This is a genomic window from Cellulomonas telluris (genome assembly GCF_004886325.1).
Lineage (GTDB): Bacteria > Actinomycetota > Actinomycetes > Actinomycetales > Cellulomonadaceae > Cellulomonas > Cellulomonas telluris.
In genome coordinates this window covers 417,167-433,493 of record NZ_QXFN01000002.1, presented here as the reverse complement: position 1 = coordinate 433,493, position 16,327 = coordinate 417,167, and the positions used below count along the sequence as shown (strand labels likewise).

General features: G+C 75.8%; 16 protein-coding genes. 2 read left to right on the top strand and 14 right to left on the bottom strand.

Annotation, left to right across the window (positions count from 1 at the left end; translation table 11 throughout):
- Positions 1-78 precede the first annotated feature (78 nt).
- The 8 genes from FB586_RS07290 to FB586_RS07255 form a co-directional block, all read right to left on the bottom strand.
- Positions 79-1,059, bottom strand: coding sequence for an AraC family transcriptional regulator (locus tag FB586_RS07290; protein ID WP_136518650.1), 981 nt, complete (start codon positions 1,057-1,059; stop codon positions 79-81).
- A 134-nt stretch (positions 1,060-1,193) separates the two neighbouring features.
- Positions 1,194-1,394 (bottom strand): hypothetical protein, encoded by a 201-nt coding sequence (locus tag FB586_RS07285; RefSeq protein WP_136518649.1) that lies wholly within the window; start codon positions 1,392-1,394, stop codon positions 1,194-1,196.
- A gap of 1 nt (position 1,395) precedes the next feature.
- Complete coding sequence (locus FB586_RS07280) at positions 1,396-1,737, bottom strand: cation:proton antiporter (RefSeq protein ID WP_136518648.1); 342 nt, start codon at positions 1,735-1,737, stop codon at positions 1,396-1,398.
- Positions 1,734-1,991 carry an MrpF/PhaF family protein gene (locus FB586_RS07275; RefSeq protein ID WP_136518647.1) on the bottom strand — a complete coding sequence of 86 codons (258 nt, stop codon included), beginning with the start codon at positions 1,989-1,991 and terminating at the stop codon, positions 1,734-1,736. The genes FB586_RS07280 and FB586_RS07275 overlap by 4 nt, the downstream gene beginning before the upstream one ends.
- Positions 1,988-2,347 carry a Na+/H+ antiporter subunit E gene (locus tag FB586_RS07270; protein WP_136518646.1) on the bottom strand — a complete coding sequence of 120 codons (360 nt, stop codon included), beginning with the start codon at positions 2,345-2,347 and terminating at the stop codon, positions 1,988-1,990. Before FB586_RS07270 ends, FB586_RS07275 begins: the two co-directional genes overlap by 4 nt.
- A complete protein-coding gene (locus FB586_RS07265) occupies positions 2,344-3,978 on the bottom strand; it encodes a monovalent cation/H+ antiporter subunit D family protein (RefSeq protein WP_136518645.1) in 1,635 nt (544 codons plus the stop codon). Before FB586_RS07265 ends, FB586_RS07270 begins: the two co-directional genes overlap by 4 nt.
- A complete protein-coding gene (locus FB586_RS07260) occupies positions 3,975-4,307 on the bottom strand; it encodes a sodium:proton antiporter (RefSeq protein WP_136518644.1) in 333 nt (110 codons plus the stop codon). The genes FB586_RS07265 and FB586_RS07260 overlap by 4 nt, the downstream gene beginning before the upstream one ends.
- Positions 4,304-7,096, bottom strand: a complete 2,793-nt coding sequence (locus FB586_RS07255; protein WP_136518643.1) for a DUF4040 family protein — start codon at positions 7,094-7,096, stop codon at positions 4,304-4,306. Before FB586_RS07255 ends, FB586_RS07260 begins: the two co-directional genes overlap by 4 nt.
- A 400-nt stretch (positions 7,097-7,496) precedes the next feature.
- Here FB586_RS07255 and FB586_RS07250 point away from each other — a divergent pair, with 400 nt between their 5' ends.
- Positions 7,497-9,383: a glycoside hydrolase family 15 protein gene (locus tag FB586_RS07250; RefSeq protein ID WP_136518642.1), complete on the top strand. Its 1,887-nt coding sequence runs from the start codon at positions 7,497-7,499 to the stop codon at positions 9,381-9,383.
- Positions 9,384-9,404: 21 nt separating this feature from the next.
- Here FB586_RS07250 and FB586_RS07245 read toward each other — a convergent pair whose 3' ends face one another.
- Positions 9,405-10,283, bottom strand: coding sequence for a L,D-transpeptidase (locus FB586_RS07245; RefSeq protein WP_246036606.1), 879 nt, complete (start codon positions 10,281-10,283; stop codon positions 9,405-9,407).
- Positions 10,284-10,356: 73 nt separating this feature from the next.
- Here FB586_RS07245 and FB586_RS07240 point away from each other — a divergent pair, with 73 nt between their 5' ends.
- Positions 10,357-10,785, top strand: a complete 429-nt coding sequence (locus FB586_RS07240) for an NYN domain-containing protein (protein WP_136518641.1) — start codon at positions 10,357-10,359, stop codon at positions 10,783-10,785.
- Positions 10,786-10,904: 119 nt separating this feature from the next.
- Here the strand turns inward: FB586_RS07240 and FB586_RS07235 are convergent, their stop codons facing one another.
- From FB586_RS07235 to FB586_RS07215, 5 genes are all read right to left on the bottom strand, one after another.
- A complete protein-coding gene (locus FB586_RS07235) occupies positions 10,905-11,546 on the bottom strand; it encodes a maleylpyruvate isomerase N-terminal domain-containing protein (RefSeq protein ID WP_136518640.1) in 642 nt (213 codons plus the stop codon).
- Positions 11,547-11,581: 35 nt separating this feature from the next.
- Positions 11,582-12,004 carry an NAD(+)--rifampin ADP-ribosyltransferase gene (arr, locus tag FB586_RS07230; protein WP_136518639.1) on the bottom strand — a complete coding sequence of 141 codons (423 nt, stop codon included), beginning with the start codon at positions 12,002-12,004 and terminating at the stop codon, positions 11,582-11,584.
- 209 nt (positions 12,005-12,213) lie between these two features.
- Positions 12,214-12,492, bottom strand: coding sequence for a hypothetical protein (locus FB586_RS07225; protein ID WP_136518638.1), 279 nt, complete (start codon positions 12,490-12,492; stop codon positions 12,214-12,216).
- Between the two features lie 101 nt (positions 12,493-12,593).
- Positions 12,594-14,435, bottom strand: coding sequence for a cellulose binding domain-containing protein (locus FB586_RS19720; protein WP_136518637.1), 1,842 nt, complete (start codon positions 14,433-14,435; stop codon positions 12,594-12,596).
- A 183-nt stretch (positions 14,436-14,618) separates the two neighbouring features.
- Positions 14,619-16,316, bottom strand: coding sequence for a glycoside hydrolase family 13 protein (locus tag FB586_RS07215; RefSeq protein WP_136518636.1), 1,698 nt, complete (start codon positions 16,314-16,316; stop codon positions 14,619-14,621).
- Positions 16,317-16,327 lie beyond the last annotated feature (11 nt).

Sequence of the window (16,327 nt, the reverse complement as noted above, 5' to 3'; positions counted from 1 at the left end):
TGCACGCAGCGTCACGTCGTCGCGCACCCACCGTCACGCATCGCTGGACGCGCGTCCAGGTCGTCCGGATCGTCCCGGTCAGGACGCGGCCGGTGTGCGCGCCCCCGTCGTCGCCCGCCGGAACTCCGTGGGCGTCACCCCGAACCGCTCCCGGAACGCGCGGGAGAGCTGGGCCGGCCCCGCGAAGCCGGACTCCCGCGCGACCCGGCGCACCGTGACGCCCGCCCCGTCCGCACCGAGCACCTCCGCCGCGTGGTCGAGCCGGATGGTGCGCAGCATGGACGCGAACGTCTCGGGTGAGCCGTCGAACAGGGTGAACAGGTAGCGGCGGCTGACGCGCAGCTCCCGCGCGACGGCGCCGGCATCCAGCGTCGGGTCCGTGTACCGGCGCAGCAGCACCTCGCGGACGCGCTCGAGCGGCACGGCGTCGGCGGGGGCCGGCTCACGGTCGACCGCCTGCGCGACCGTCGCCGACAGCAGGCCGTGCACCGCCTGCGCGACCGCGAGCGCCGTGACCGAGGGCAGGCGCTGCTCGCCGAGCAGGACGTCGACCAGCCGCTCGACCGCCGGCACCAGGGGGTCGCGCCGGCGGTGCAGGTCCTCGAGGCGCAGGACGACGTCGCCCCGGGCCAGCAGCCGCGACACGAGCACCACGTACGTCCGCGTCGAGGGCGAGCGCCACTCGAGCGCGTGCCGCCCCCCGGACGCGTGCAGCACCGCGTCGCCGGGGCCGACCTCGCGGACCACGCCGGCACCGCGCAGGACGCCGTCGCCCCGGTGCACGAGCTCGACCACGACGAGCCCCTCCGGCAGCCGGTGGTGCGGCCGGCGGCGGACGGCGAACGGGGAGCCGTCGTAGCGGACGACCACGAGGCGCTCTCCCCCGACGACGCGCACGTCGCCGGTCGTGGCGGCCTCCTGCGGGAAGTCGACGTCCCAGCCGAGCGGGGCGAGCAGGGTCGCGAGCTCCTCGCGCCCGACGCGCCCGCCCCCGGGGCCGAGCACCTGCTCGAACCATCGCAGCAGCCCGTCGGTCGAGACCTCCCCGCCCTCGCCCACCCCACGCTCCCCTCGCCGGCGCCCACCCTCACCCGCGGGTCGCCGGGCAGGGCCTCACCGCGGAGGGCGCGTCCCCGGCGTCACCCGTCCGGGGGGACACCCGTGGCCCGGACGGGTGACCCGGTGGCGCCGGGTCAGCGCACGACGACGGTCACGGGTCCGGCGACGTCGAGAGGCAGCGAGGCCCCTGCGACGTCCTCGTCGCCGAGCGGGTGCACGAGCTGGCGCATCGCGAACGCGACGAGGGCCATGGTGGCGGCCGCCGCGGCGAGCACGGTGCCGCCGTGCCGCTGCCAGCGGGGACCGGGGGGTGCGGCGGGGGCGCGCATGAACATGTCAGTCCTCCTCGTGGGGGGTGGCGAGCTCGGCGACGTCGGTCTCGTCGCTGAACGCGTGGCCGGAGTTCACCGCCGCGCGGGCGATGGCGATGGCGCCCACCGCCGACGTGAGCAGCTGCAGCACGACGGCGAGGACGACCTTGACGACGTCGGCGGGCCGCGGGTCGAGCAGCCCGGCGCCGACGGTGACGAACGCGACGCCCAGCGCCGCGGCCGTGGCGACGGCCGAGGTCCGGCCGTACGCGTCGGCGAAGCGGCGCAGGCCCACGGCCGCCAGCAGGAAGATCGCGGCGCCGGCCAGGACGAGCACCTGGCCGAGCACGCTCCACACGGCGCTCATCGGCGTCCTCCCGTCAGGGCGCGGCTCAGCGACACCGCCGCGAGGAACGCCACGAGCGTGGCGACGATGACCACGTCGAAGGTGCCGACCCGGCCGAGGCGCGTGCCGACCAGCGCGACCAGCGCAACCAGGCTGAACGTCAGCAGGTCGGCGGCGACGACGCGGTCGGCGGGCTCCGGCCCGCGCGCAACCTGGTACGCGGACACGAGCAGCGCCACGGCGCAGCCCACGATGGCGATGTCGACGGCGATCACGGTCGTCCCTCCGGTCGTACGACGGCGCGCAGCCGGCGCGAGGTGTCCCGCAGGTCGGCCAGCGCGGTCTCGGCGTCCGGGTGGTAGAGCGAGTGCACGAGCAGCGCACGGCCCTCGTCGCCGTCGGGGACGACGCCGAGCACGAGCGTCCCCGGCGTGAGCGTGATGCAGACGCTGAGCGCCACGAGGTGCGCGTCCCCGCCGGCGCCGAGGGGCAGGCGCACGACGCGCGGCGCACCCCGCGGCGCCGGTGTCGCGATGTCGGCCAGCACCGCACCGGACGACCGCACGATCGCGCCGGTGAACCACAGCACGAAGGCCAGGGCGCGCAGCGGCAGGAGCAGGACGCGGGTCATCGGCCCGTCACCGCCGTCACGTACGTCGTGGTGTCGAGCAGGCCGTCGGCCGCGACCCCGGCCAGGTCCAGCAGACCCTGCGCACCGAGGCCCAGCACGACCGTGACCGCCGCGAGCGCGACGGCGGGTGCGGCCAGCGCGGCGCGGGACCGGCGCGTCCACGTGACCTCGGACGTCCGCGCGGTGGCGGTCCGGGTCGCGACGCCGACGCCGCCCCCGCTGCCGTCCCCGCCGTCGCCGCGCGCCGTACCGCGCGCCGCGCCGCCCGCTGTCCCGTCGCCCGCGGGTCGGTCGTCCGCCCGCACCGGCACCGGCGCGGCAGCCCCGGACACCAGCGGCGGCGCGAACACCGCGTTGACCAGCTTGAGCATCGACAGCAGCGTCACCAGGCTGACCGCCAGCGCGGCGACGACCACGGCGACCTGCCCGGCGTCGAGCGCGGCCATGACGAGCGAGAGCTTCGCGACGAACCCGGAGAACGGCGGCAGCCCGGCGAGCGACAGCGCCGCCACCCCGAACGCCGCGGCGAGCACCGGCTCCCGGCGGACGCGCGGTCTGAGGTCGTCGAGGACGTCGGTGCCGTACCGGGTCTCGATCGCCCCGGTCGACAGGAACAGCGACGCCTTCACGACCATGTGGTGCAGCAGGTAGAAGATTCCGGCGGTCAGCCCGGCCGGGGTGAACAGCGCGACGCCGAGCAGGATGTAGCCGATCTGGCTGACCATGTGGAACGCGAGCACGGAGCGCATCCGCTGCTCCCCCGCGGCGCCCAGCACGCCGACGACCATCGTCGCGCTGAACACGAGGAGCCCGATCCACAGGTACCGCTGGTCGCCCTCGAAGACGACGGCGTAGACGCGGTAGATCGCGTAGATGGCGACCTTGGTGTGCAGGCCGGAGAACAGGGCGGTGACGGCGGGCGACGTCGACGGGTACGCGCGGGCGAGCCAGCCGTGCACCGGGACGACGGCGGCCTTCATCGCGAGCGCGACCAGGCACATGCCGACGGCGGCGGCGACGACCGGGTCGTCCGTCGCGGCGCCCGCGAGCGCGGCGAGGTTCACCGTGCCGGTGACCCCGTAGGTGAGCGCGACGCCGGCCAGGAGGACGGTCGACACGACGAGGTTGAACACCACGTACAGGCGTGAGCCCCGTACGGACGCGTCCGTGCCGCGCCGCTCCCGCGCGAGCACGAGCAGCCCGTACGACGGCAGCAGCATGACCTCGATGAACACGAAGAGGTTGAACAGGTCCGCGGTGAGCAGCGCACCGTTGACCCCCGCGGTGAGCACGAGCACGAACGGCGGGAAGAGCCGCAGCCGTCCGGTGCCCGACGCCAGCGCGAACGCCGAGCACGCGAGCGTCAGCAGGGCGGCGACGGTCATGACGAGCGCGGACAGCGCGTCCGCGGCGAGCGGGATCGCGATGCCGGCGTCCCAGCCGCCGACCTGGTGCACGAGCACGGAGCTGTCGCGGGTGGCGGCGACCAGCGCGACGGCCGCCGCGAGGTTCGCCGTGAGCAGCGTCATCAGCAGCGCGCGGGCGCCGGTGCCGCCGCGCACGGGCAGCAGCGCGACGCCGGCGGCCACGAGCGGCACCGCCACGAGCAGGGGGAGCGCGTCGGGGGTCATGCGGCCTCCTCGCGCCCGTCGTCGTCGGACCCGTCGACGTCCTGGCGCCGGCCGGTGACCGCGAGCACGAGCAGGTAGATGGTGATGGCGAACGCGATGACGATGGCCGTCAGCACGAACGCCTGGGGCAGGGGGTCGGCGGTGGTCGCCGGGTCGAGGTCGGCGCCGAGCGGCTCGTCGCGGCGCAGGACGCCGCCGGAGGCGAACAGCAGCAGGTTGACGGCGTGGCTGAGCAGCACGGCGCCGAGCACGACGCGCAGCAGGTCCCGCTGCAGCAGCAGGTGGACGGCGCCGGCGGTGAGGGCGCCGACGGTGAGCGCGAGCGTCACGGGACGCGCACCTCCTCCCGGTCGAGGTCGGCCCTCTGGTCGCGCGGGTCGGCGTCGCGCCGGTCGTCGCCGGCGGGCGACAGGCCCAGCCGGTTGACGGCGGCGAGGATGACACCGAGCACCGCGAGGTAGACGCCGACGTCGAAGACGAGGGCGCTGGTCAGGTGCACGCCGAGCACGTACGCGTGCAGGGGCCGCAGGAACGCCCCGTCGACGAAGCCGAGCAGCCCGGTGACGACCGCGACCACGACGCCCGCCCCGGCGATCGCCAGGTACGGCCGCTCGACGCGCGGCACGTCGTCGGTCGGTGCGGCGAGGTAGGCGAGCACGAGCGCGCACGCGCCAATGAGGGCCGCGATGAACCCGCCACCGGGCGCGGTGTGCCCGCGCAGCAGCGCGTACAGCGAGGCGCCGAGCATCACCGGGACCAGCAGCCGGTCGAGCGCCTGCAGGAAGACCGCGTTGCGCCCGGGGTCGGCGACGACGGTCCGCGGTTCGGGCACCTGCGGCACGTCGACGGCCCGCCGGGCGTCGAGCAGGGCCGCGATCGCCGCGGCGGCGACCGCGAGCACCACGAGCTCGCCGAGCGTGTCGAGCGCGCGGAAGTCCACCAGGATCGTGTTGACCACGTTGGTGCCGCCCGTGAGCTCCTCGGCCTCCCGCAGGAAGAAGTCGCCGACCTCCGACGGCGGCCGGTGACCCGTGAAGACGAGCGTCCCGAGCGTGGCGGCCACACCCGCGGCGACGGCCGCGGCCGCGGTCCCCACGGCCCGGCGACGGCGCACCCGCGGCAGCCGCCGCGACATCCGGCGCAGCACGAACACCAGCACCACGACGGTGAGGATCTCGACGAGCAGCTGCGTGAGCGCCACGTCCGACGCCCCCAGCACGAAGAACCACAGGACGACGCCGAAGCCGACGACCCCGACCGCCACGACGGCGGTCAGCCGCGACCTGGCCCGCGCCACGGCGACGATCCCCGCGACGACGACCACGAGCAGCCCGACGTCGAACGGCCCGGGTGCGGTGCCCTCGGGCAGCCCGCGCCACAGCGCGCCGGCCACCACCGCGCCCCCGCCGAGCAGCACGACCGGCACGGCGAGGTGCCGGGCCGGGGCGTCGCTGCGCGTGAGGTCGCCGACCCGCCGGCCGAGGCGGATGACGCCGTCGTGCGCGCGCTGCACGACCTCGGTGCCCGCGACGGGCAGCAGGCGGCGGCCGACGAGCAGCGAGTCGACGGGGCCGCGCCGCCACAGCACGAGCGTCAGGCCCGCGGCCACGGCCAGGAGCGACGCGAGCAGCGCGGGGTTCACGCCGTGCCACAGGCTCAGGTAGCCGACGTCGTCGACGTCCACGCCCGCCGCCACGGAGACGGCCGGCGCGGTGAGGGCGCCGACCGACGCGACCGCGAGCCCGGCGCCGAGCCCGCCGAGTGCGGCGGCACCGACCGCGACCGACATGGGCGCGGTGGGGCGCGGGTCGGCCACGTCGCAGCGCGGGCCGGGCAGGGTCCCGACGACCATCCGCGCGCTGTACGCGGCCGTGAGCACCGCGCCGAGCACGACGGCGCCCGCCGCGAGCAGACCCAGCGGGCCCGCGTCGGGGGCGGAGAAGAACGCCTCGAGCACCGTCTCCTTGCTGACGAACCCGAGCGTCGGCGCGACCCCCGCCATGCTGACCACCGCGATCGCGAGCAGCGCGGCGTCCCACGGCATCGAGCGGGCGAGCCCGCGCAGCTCGCGCAGGTCGCGCGTCCCGGTGCGCTTCTCGATCAGCCCGACGGACATGAACGCGGCGGACTTGAACAGCGCGTGCGCGACGACGTGCACGACGGCCGCGAGCATCGCGGTGGGCGTCCCGACGCCGATCACCGCGACGAGCAGGCCGAGCTGGCTCACCGTCGAGTACGCCAGCAGCTCCTTGAGGTCCGTGCGCTGCAGCGCGAACAGGGCCCCCATGACGCACGTCGCGAGCCCCACGGTGATGAGCACGGCCGGCCACACGGGCGACGCGGACGCCGCGGGCGCGAACAGCAGCAGCAGGTAGATGCCCGCCTTCACCATCGCCGCGGCGTGCAGGTACGCGCTGACGGGCGCGGGCGCGACCATGGCGTCCGGCAGCCACGCGTGGAAGGGGAGCTGCGCCGACTTCGTCATCGCCGCGAACGCGACGAGCGACGCCACGGCCCCCGCGAACACCGGGTCCTGCTGCCACGCCGGGTCGGCGAGGGCGGCGGTGAGGTCGGTCGTCCCGGTGCGCACCGCGACGGTCACGACCGCGCCGAGGAGCGCGAGCCCGCCGGCCGCCGTGACGAGGAACGTGCGGGTGGCGGGCGGACCGGCGTCCGGCCCGGAGCGCAGGATCAGCAGGTAGGAGCAGACGGTCGTCAGCTCCCAGGCGACGAACAGCACGACCAGGTCGTCGGCGAGGACGAGCGTGAGCATCGCCGCCGCGAACGCCGTCATGAGGACGTAGAACGCGGTGGGCCGCGGGGCACGCACGTACGCCGCGGAGTAGACCATCACGAGGGCGCCGACCACGAGCACGACCAGGGCGAACAGGAACCCGAGCCCGTCGAGGCGCAGCCGCAGCCCGACGTCGAGCGCGGGCATCCAGGGCACGTCGACCCGGGTCTCGCCGCCCGTCATCCACGCGGCCGTCACCACGCCGGCGACGCCGAGCAGGACGGCGGCGCAGGCGTAGCCGGCGCGACGGCCGAGGGCACGGGTCAGCAGCGGGCCGAGGGCGACCAGCGCCCAGCTCAGCCCGACCGCGAGCAGCAGGCTCACGACCGCGGGGACGGGATCGCGGGCAGACGGAGGCGGAGGCGGCGCGCCGAGGGCGCGCCGCAGCGGCGGCGAGGCATGGTGGTGGCTCCAGGGGTCGGTCGGCTACGTCGCCGACCCGTCTTCCCGGCACTCCGCGATCCAGGCTAGCCGGACGTCTGCCGAGCCGCCCGTCGAGGCGGGCGGGGGCATGCCGACGGCATGGCAGGGCGAGCGCCGGGTCGTGCGGTGACGCGACGGCCGCAGGCCACGGACCTGCACCGGAACCTGGCGGCACCGGCCGCAGCGTGGCCGGCGGACGCCACCCCGTGGCCTCGCTCACGTGTCCGCGTCGTGAGGCGGGTGCCCGGAGCGGCCCGAGGCCCGGCTGCGGACCGCACGTCCAGCACGTACAAAGGACGAGGTGAGCACCCACCTCGAGGACTACGCCCTGCTGTCCGACCTGCGCACCGGTCCCCTGGTCTCCCGGGACGGGAGCATCGACTGGCTGTGCCTGCCCCGGTTCGACTCCGCGGCGGTGTTCTGCGCGATCCTCGGCGACCCGGACGACGGACGGTGGAAGCTGTCGGCGGTCGACGGTGAGGTCGTCGAGCGGCGGTACCTGCCGCAGACGTTCGTGCTCGAGACGACGTGGCGCACCCCGACCGGCACGGTCCGCGTCACGGACTTCCTGCCGCCCCGCGGTGAGCGCGACGACCTCGTGCGGCGCGTCGAGTGCCTCGACGGCACGGTGGAGGTGGAGCACGACCTGCGTCTGCGGTTCGACTACGCGCGCGCGACGCCCTGGGTGCGCGTGGTCGAGCACGACGGCGCCCCCGCGCTGCTCTCGCTCGCCGGCCCCGACGGCGTGCTCGTCACCGGGCCCCTGCTGACCTGGGCGGGGACGGACGACGACGAGGAGGACGAGGGGCACGACGCCGCCGAGCAGCCGGGGGCGTTCCGCGCCGACCAGGACGGCGAGGGCGGTGCGCGCGCCCCGCGGCTGACCGGCACGTTCCGGCTCGAGAAGGGCGACGTGCTGGACTGGGACCTCGCGTGGTTCCCGTCCTGGGACGACCTGCCCGACCGGATCGACGCCGACCGGGCGCTCGCGGAGACGCTGGAGTACTGGGCCGAGTGGTCGTCGCGGCTCACCGTGCACACCGACCACGACCCGATCGTGCTGCGCTCGCTGCTCGTCCTGCGGGCCCTCACGCACGAGCGGACCGGCGGCATCGTCGCCGCGCCCACGGCGTCCCTGCCGGAGGGCCTGGGCGGTGAGCGCAACTGGGACTACCGGTTCGTGTGGCTGCGGGACGCGGCGCTCACCATCGAGGTCGCGATCGCGCACGGGCTGACCCGCGGCGCGCGGCTGTGGCGGGACTGGCTGCTGCGGGCCGTCGCGGGCGACGCCGACGACATCAAGATCATGTACGGCATCGGCGGGGAGCGGGAGCTCGACGAGAAGGAGCTCGACCACCTCGCGGGCTACGAGGACTCCCGGCCCGTGCGGATCGGCAACGGGGCCGCGGACCAGTACCAGGCCGACGTGGTCGGCGAGGTGATGATCGCCCTCGCGATGCTGCGCGACGCCGGCGTCGAGGAGGACCAGTACTCGTGGGGCCTGCAGAAGAGCCTGCTGCGGTACTGCGAGGTGAACTTCGACCGCGAGGACCACGGCATCTGGGAGATGCGCGGCGACCTGCACTACTTCACGCACGGCCGGGCGATGATGTGGGCCGCGTTCGACCGCGGCGTGCGGGCCGTCGAGGAGCACGGGCTGGACGGGCCGGTCGAGCGCTGGCGGGAGCTGCGCGACCGCCTCCGCGAGGAGATCGACACCCGCGGCTTCAACCGCGCGATCGACAGCTTCACGCAGGCCTACGACAACACCGAGGTCGACGCGTCCCTGCTGCAGCTGCCGCACACCGGCTACCTCGCCTACGACGACCCGCGCATGCTCTCCACCGTCGCCCGCATCGAGAAGGACCTGCGCGACGACCACGGCCTGCTGCACCGCTACCGCACCGACACGGGCATGGACGGGCTCGAGGGCGAGGAGCACCCGTTCCTCATCTGCTGCTTCTGGCTCGTCGAGCAGTACGCGATGAGCGGCCGGCTCGAGGAGGCCGAGGCGCTCATGGACCAGCTCACCGGCTACGCGAACGACCTCGGCCTGCTCAGCGAGGAGTACGACCCGGAGGCGGGGCGTCTCATCGGCAACTTCCCGCAGGCGTTCAGCCACCTCGGGCTGATCCGCGCGGCGGACGCCATCGCGGCGGCGCGGGGGCGGACGGGGTCCGGGGACTGACGCGGGGGCTGCCTCCGGAGGTCAGGAGACGGTGAGCATCGTGCCCGCCGGGACCTTGTCCCAGAGCAGGTCGAGGACCTCGTCGCTCACGCGGATGCAGCCGTTGGAGATCGCGCCGGTCCGGGCGAACGGCGTCGTGTGGATCGCGGTGGCCGACGTGCCCGTGTTCCGGTCGTACGCGTCGATCGTCTCGCTCTGGCTCGACAGCAGCAGGACGCGCGGCGTGTACGTGCCGGGCTGCTCCCACTGCGACCCGACGACGAACTGCGACACCGGCGGGGTCGGGCTGTCCGGGGCACCGACCGCGATCACCGGCACCGTCTGCGCCGCCTCGCCCTGCTCGATGGTCAGCGTGCGGGCGGCGAGGTCGAGGTGCAGCCGCCAGTCGGTGCCGGACGGTGCGGTGTCCTCCGCGCGGATCCACGCCGTGCGGCCGTTGACCTGCGCCGGGTCCTGGCTCGGCAGGGCGCCGCGGCTCGCGACGAGCACGCGCAGCCAGCCACCGCGCTGGTCGAGCACCGGCAGCACCGTCGGCACGTCGAGGGTCACCGCGGGCACGGTCCCGACCGGGCGGCCGTCGACCGCGTCGTAGCCCGCGGTGTCCCGCACGACCGTGGCGGTCTGCCACGTGCCGAGCGCGGGGTCGTCGTTGCGCCGCTGCTCCAGGCCGTCCGTGCCGGGCAGCCCGGGGACGACGGTCACGGGGTCGATCGTCGGGAGCGCGGCGAGGTCGACGGGCGCAGGTCCGGGCGGCGCGGGCGCGACGGCCTTCGGCACCGCGACGGACTCCTCGACGACGACCGGCTCCGGCTCCGGCGCCGGCTGCGCGCACGCCGTCGGCAGCGCCGCGACGCACACCGCCGCCGCGACCGCCACGCATGTCCGCACCCGGGTCAGCACGCGTCCATCGTGCGCGCTCGGCGCGGGGCGTGCCAGGCCGTCCGGCGGCCGGTCGTGGTGGTTCGCTGGACCGGTGACCGCCGAGCACCCCCGCCCCTTCCCCTCGACGGGCCCCGCCCACCCGGCGCGCACGCTCGTCGTGGACGCCGCGAACGTCGTGGGTGCGCGGCCCGACGGGTGGTGGAAGGACCGCGCGGGTGCGGCGCGACGCCTGCTCGACGGCGTCGCCGCCGCCCTCGGTCACGCGGAGCTGCGGGGGCGTCGGGTCGTCGTCGTGCTGGAGGGCCGGGCCGTCGACGTCGAGGGCACGTGGCCGGGTGTCGAGGTGGTCCGCGCCGAGCGCGACGGCGACAGCACGATCGTGGACGTCGTCGCGGCCGTGGGCGCCGACGTCCTCGTCGTCACCTCCGACCGCGAGCTGCGCCGCCGCGTCGAGGCCCTCGGCGCGGGAACCCGCGGCGCGGGCTGGCTCCGCGACCTCCTGGACGACCCGCCCGCCTGACCGTCCCGGCACCGCCGCGCCGACTTCGCGACTTCTGCGCCGACATCGTGCCTCGTAGCCGTCGGACTCGGCACCGAGGTGCCGGTCTCGACCCCGGGGGCTGCTGGCGGCCGAGGGGGTCAGAGGACGCGGAGGGCGTCCGTGGTGTCGCGCTCGCGGCGGGACAGGGCGTGCAGGACCTCCCCGTCACCGTGGCGGTGGCGGGCGGCGCCGACCAGGACGTCCACCGCGAGGGCCGTCGTCGACGTCGGTGCGCGGACGTCGCTGCCGACGCTCAGCGCGAGGTCCTCGGTGTGGACGGCGAGCTCGACGCAGCGGGTGCGCAGGTACTCGTCGAGCAGGAGGGTGTAGCCGCGGTGGCCGACGGTCAGGCGCCGGTCGGCGGGCTCCCGGGGCAGCCGCTCCCGCAGGCGCCCGGCAGCCTCGGTGACCGCGTCCGCCAGGCCGGCGGACCCCTGCGCGGCCGTCTGCGCGCTCCGCTCGCGCACCCCCGTGTTGAGCTCGGACGCCGGTTCCGTCGTGCCGGCGAGGTCGCCGTAGTATCCGGTCGCGCTGACGAGCGGTGCGTCCGGGGTCAGCGGACCGTCGAGGTACCACTCGACCTGCAGCACGCTGCGCGCGAGGTGCGCGGCCAGCTCGCCGACGCTCATCCCCGCGAGGACGGACGGTGTCGCCCAGGCGTCCGCGACGGCGTCGCCCGTGACCAGGGCGACGGCGACGTCGGCCCCCTCGACGTACGCGGACCGCACCGTGGTCGTCACGGCGGCAGTCTGCCAGCGCCGGCACGGCGCCCGCGTCAGTCGTCGATCGCTTCCACGCCCTGGCGGTCCAGCTCGGCCAGGTGGTCGCGCATGTGCTGCAGCACCTCGGGCGGGTGCGGCTGCCAGTCCTCGACCTCGCCGACGACGCGCACGGGCTCGCGCGTCCGGTACGACCGCGTGGGGTTGCCCTCGAAGCGCGTGTTCGTGAGGTTCGGGTCGTCCTCGATCGGGCCGGTCGGCTCGACCACGTAGATACGGCCGCGTCCCTCCCCCGTTGCCAGCTCGGCGCCCCACGTGGCGGCGTCGAGGGTCGCGGTCAGGTAGACGTGGTTGGCGGTGCGGCCGGTGCCGAAGTTCGACCGCCGGCCCGGCTCGAGCAGGTCGCCGACCCGCAGGTCCGCCTTCGTGCCGTGGAAGAAGGGGCCGGGGTCGTCGACCCCCGTCTCTCGCTCGCCCATGCGCACCTCCGGCTGTCGTCCGCGGTGGTCGTCGCCGTCGACGGTAGGCGCGCCCGCCTGCTCGTGTCGACGGCGTCGGAGCGCGGGCCGCAGGGATGGGGAGGGGCTCCTGTCCGTACGCACGCCCGTGCGTACACCGTGCGTACGCGCGCAGGAGAACGTCCGTCCCCGCGGCGGCGCGCCGGAGCAGCAGACGCCGCGGATCGCGCTCAGGCCGCCGGGTCCCGCAGCGCCCGGCGCGTGACCATCGTCTGCCCCACGACGAGCAGGGCGAGGCCCCAGATCGTGTACCGGTCGGAGACGACCGAGGCCTGCGCGAAGGCCTCGGCGACGTCCGCGCGGCCCTTCGCGATCGCGTTCCAGTTCAGCGCCGCGACGAGGTTGCCGAGGCCCACGGCCGTGACCAGGCCGCCGGGCGAGAACCAGCGCTCGGCCCACCGGCGGCGGGCCTGCGCCCGCCGGGCGGCGGCGGTGTCGTCCTCGGGCACGGGTGCCTCCTCGTCGTGGCCGGTCGGGCGCCGACGCTAGCGGACGACGGCGGCGCCAGGGCCCCGGTGAGGGGCCCCGGCGCGAACGGGCCCGGCACCGGTCAGTTCGGCGCGTGCACCCCGTCGGCCGGGTTCGACCCGTGGTCACGGGTGGCGCCGCGCACGTACATCGACGAGGACGTGCCGCCGGCGAAGCGCTGCGCGATCGACCCGGTGAACGGGGTGGTCGACGCCTTGCCGCCCAGGGCGTCCGTGTAGACGGTCGTGGCCCCGGACGTCGTCAGCGAGAACGTGCCCGGCCGCATCTGGCGGATGGTGCCCTTGAAGGGCGACGCGACGTCGTCCCACGCCACCTGCGCGCCCGTCCGCTCGCTGGTACGGCGTGCCATGTCGCAGAACGCCCCCGGCACACCCCGGTAGCAGGCGTCGACCGTGCGGGCCAGGCGGTTCGGCCTGCTCGCGTCGTGGTACCGGCTCGGGTTGAGCACGTAGAACAGCGGGGCGAGCCGGAAGGTCACCTGCGGCGTCGTCAGCCGCACGTCGGAGAACCAGAACTCGTGCAGGTCGAACGCGTCGAACGCCGCGCCGCCCAGGATCGCGTCGACGCAGGAGGCGTCCGCGAGGAGCCGGCCCAGCGAGCGCGTGTCCGACGGCGAGTCGGCGGGCGTGGCCGTGCCGACCTGGGTGAACGTCCCGCCGAGCGGGCCCGGGCAGTCGGTGCTGCCGAAACCGCCGGGACGACCCAGCGGGATCAGCGCGCTGTACCGCACCTGCGACGTCCGCCCGCCCTGCGTGCAGTCGGCGGCGAGCAGCAGCTCGTGCAGGTTGTTCGTGAAGGCGTCCGGCGAGTGCGTGCCCTGGTGGAACTTCATCAGGACGTCGCACGTGCCGACCGTCGCGCCGGACGGCGCGTCGACCGCGATGCCGGTGTCGCCCTCGATCACGGCCACGTCGTCGGCGGCGAAGACCTTGTGCCCCACGTGGTCCTCGTGCCGGTGCGAGGACGTCGCCGTCTGGGCGAGGACCTCGCTGGTGTAGGCGAAGGCGGGCCAGCCGGTCTCGCGGAACAGGACCGACGTGCGCGGGTCGTCGCCGTGCTCGTGCCCGAACGAGCAGCCGCTCGCGTCGCGCGCCGGGTGCCAGGTCGGGTACACCTTCCCGTCCGGCCCGTAGGTCCAGTACCGGGCGTGCACCTCCACCGAGCACTCCCCCGCGCGCGGGTCGTAGCCCGAGGCCGACACCGTCTGCAGCATCCGGTAGGCGTGGCTGAGCGTCGCACCGGCCGGCGGCAGCGACGTGCCCCACCCCGGTGCGGCCGGCGGCGTCGCCGGGGGCAGGGCGCCGGGAGCCGGCGTCGTGGGCGCCGGGGCCGGCGTGGTGGGCGCCGGGGCCGGCGTGGTCGGGGCCGGGGCGGGCCGGGTGGGGGCCGGCGTGGTCGGGGCCGGGGCCGGCCGGGTCGGCGCCGGGGACGGTGCCGGGACGGCGGGCGACGTCGGCGCGGGTGTCGCCGTGGTCGCGCAGGTCGTGCCGTTGAGCGTGATCGCCGTCGGCAGCGGGTTGCTGCCGGTCCAGGTCCCGCTCACGGGCACGAGCACGGTGCGGCCGGTGCCCAGCGCGCCGTTGTCGGGAGCGTTCCTGACGGTGACGCGCGTGCCCTCCTGGGTGACGACACCGACGAACGCGCGCGAGACCCGCTGGCCCGCGGCCGCGGTCCAGCCCAGCGTCCACGCGCGGACGGGGTCGCCGGTGTTCGTCACGGCGACGTTCGCCACGAAGGCGCCCGGCCACTGCGCCGTGACGGTGTACGAGGCGCGGCACGCGGCCGCCGCCTGCGCGCCGGAGGCGGTGACGAGACCGGTCAGGGCCGTCGCGACGACGGCGACGAGAGCAATGAGGGAGGCGACGGCGCGACGGCGCGGTCGCACGCCGGAAGGCATGGACATGCGGTTCTTCCCTGGGTTCCGTGAGGAGGATCGGTGGCGCGGTCCGCGCGTGCACCGACTCGTCGCGCCCAGGGTTGCCCCCCGCCGAGCGTCGACTCGCGCCCACACGGTAACCGGGCGAATCCGGCGCCGGGAGACCGTGCCCCGATTCGTCCCCTGGTGACGTGGGCCACAGCCCGTGGCTCAGGCCATGTCCACCCACGCCGCGCTGTCCGCGCCGACGACGCCCGCGGCGGCGCCCGCCGGGTCGCTGTGCAGCAGCACCCGCCGGCCGTCCGGCACGGCGACCGGCGCGTCCCCGACGTTGACGACGACGAGCACGTCGCGGTTGCGGAACGCCAGCACGCCGGACGGGTCCGCGTCGTCGACCCGCACCCACTCGAGCCACCCGCTCCCGAGCCCCCGCGAGCGCCGCCGCCCGATCGCGTCCCGGTACAGCCAGAGCACCGAGCCCGGGTCGTCGCGCTGCACGTCGGCCGCGAGCGCGGCCCACTCCGGGGGCTGCGGCAGCCACGTGCGGCCCGTCGGCCCGAAGCCGAACCCCGGGCGGTCCGCCTGCCACGGCAGTGGGACGCGGCAGCCGTCCCGCCCCCGTTCGGTGCCGCCGGACCGGAACCACATCGGGTCCTGGCGCACGTCGTCCGGGAGGGTCGTGTGCTCGGGCAGGCCGAGCTCCTCCCCCTGGTACAGGTACGCCGACCCCGGCAGGGCCAGCAGGAGCAGCGCCGCCGCGCGCGCCCGCCGCAGGCCGAGGGCCGCGTCCGGCTGCGGGTCGTCCGCGCCGATGCCGTTGGGCGACCGCCCGGTGTCGACCCAGCCGAGCAGGGACGCGTGCCGCACCACGTCGTGGTTCGACAGCACCCACGTGGTGGGCGCGCCGACCGCCCCGTCCGCCTCGAGCGACACCGTGACGACCCGCCGCAGCGCCTCGGCGTCCCAGCGGCACTGCAGGAACGGGAAGTTGAACGCCTGCTGCATCTCGTCCGGGCGCACGTACCGGGCGGCGCGCTCCGCCGGCTCCACGCACGCCTCGCCGACCATCGCGCGGTCGCCGGGGTAGGTCGCCAGCAGCCGGTTCCACGAGCGGTAGATGTCGTGCACGCCGTCCTGGTCGAACATCGGCCCGAGGTCGACGACGTCCGAGCCCGGCGCGTGCGCGCTGCCGCCCATGACCATGGCGGTGGCGCCGCCGTCCCAGTCCGGCAGGCCCTCCGCCTTGACGAGGCCGTGGGCGACGTCGACGCGGAACCCGTCGACTCCGCGCTCCAGCCAGAACCGCAGCACGTCCTCGAACCGCTCGCGCACCAGGGGGCTCTCCCAGTCCAGGTCGGGCTGGCGCGCGTCGAACGTGTGCAGGTACCACTGCCCGCCGTCCTCGACCCGGCCCGTCAGCGCGTCCACCCGGCTCCACGCCGGTCCGCCGAAGATCGACTGCCAGTTGTTCGGCGGGTCCTGCCCGCCCGGTCCGCTCCCCGGGCGGAACAGGTACAGGCCCCGCTCCGCGCTGCCCGTCGGCGCCGCGAGCGCCGCCCGGAACCACGGGTGCTCGTCGCTCGTGTGGTTCGGCACCAGGTCGACGAGGACCCGCAGCCCGAGCCCGTGCGCGCGGGTCAGCAGCTCGTCGAGGTCCGCGAGCGTGCCGAGCGCCGGGTCGACGCCGCAGTAGTCGGCGACGTCGTACCCGCCGTCCGCCTGCGGCGACGGGTAGAACGGCGACAGCCACACCGCGTCCACCCCGAGCCACGCCAGGTGGTCCAGGCGCGCGACGATGCCCGGCAGGTCGCCCACGCCGTCGCCGTCGGAGTCCGCGAACGACTTCGGGTACACCTGGTAGATCACGGCGTCCCGCCACCACGGGACGCCCTCCGGCCCCGGTCGCACGTCGGCCCCCC

What these genes read in the sequence shown, in the direction of transcription:
- FB586_RS07285 (WP_136518649.1), bottom strand. Translation starts at nt 1,394, where the DNA reads ATGTTCATGCGCGCCCCCGCCGCACCCCCCGGTCCCCGCTGGCAGCGG.
- FB586_RS07280 (WP_136518648.1), bottom strand. Translation starts at nt 1,737, where the DNA reads ATGAGCGCCGTGTGGAGCGTGCTCGGCCAGGTGCTCGTCCTGGCCGGC.
- FB586_RS07270 (WP_136518646.1), bottom strand. Translation starts at nt 2,347, where the DNA reads ATGACCCGCGTCCTGCTCCTGCCGCTGCGCGCCCTGGCCTTCGTGCTG.
- FB586_RS07265 (WP_136518645.1), bottom strand. Translation starts at nt 3,978, where the DNA reads ATGACCCCCGACGCGCTCCCCCTGCTCGTGGCGGTGCCGCTCGTGGCC.
- arr (WP_136518639.1), bottom strand. Translation starts at nt 12,004, where the DNA reads ATGGGCGAGCGAGAGACGGGGGTCGACGACCCCGGCCCCTTCTTCCAC.
- FB586_RS19720 (WP_136518637.1), bottom strand. Translation starts at nt 14,435, where the DNA reads ATGTCCATGCCTTCCGGCGTGCGACCGCGCCGTCGCGCCGTCGCCTCC.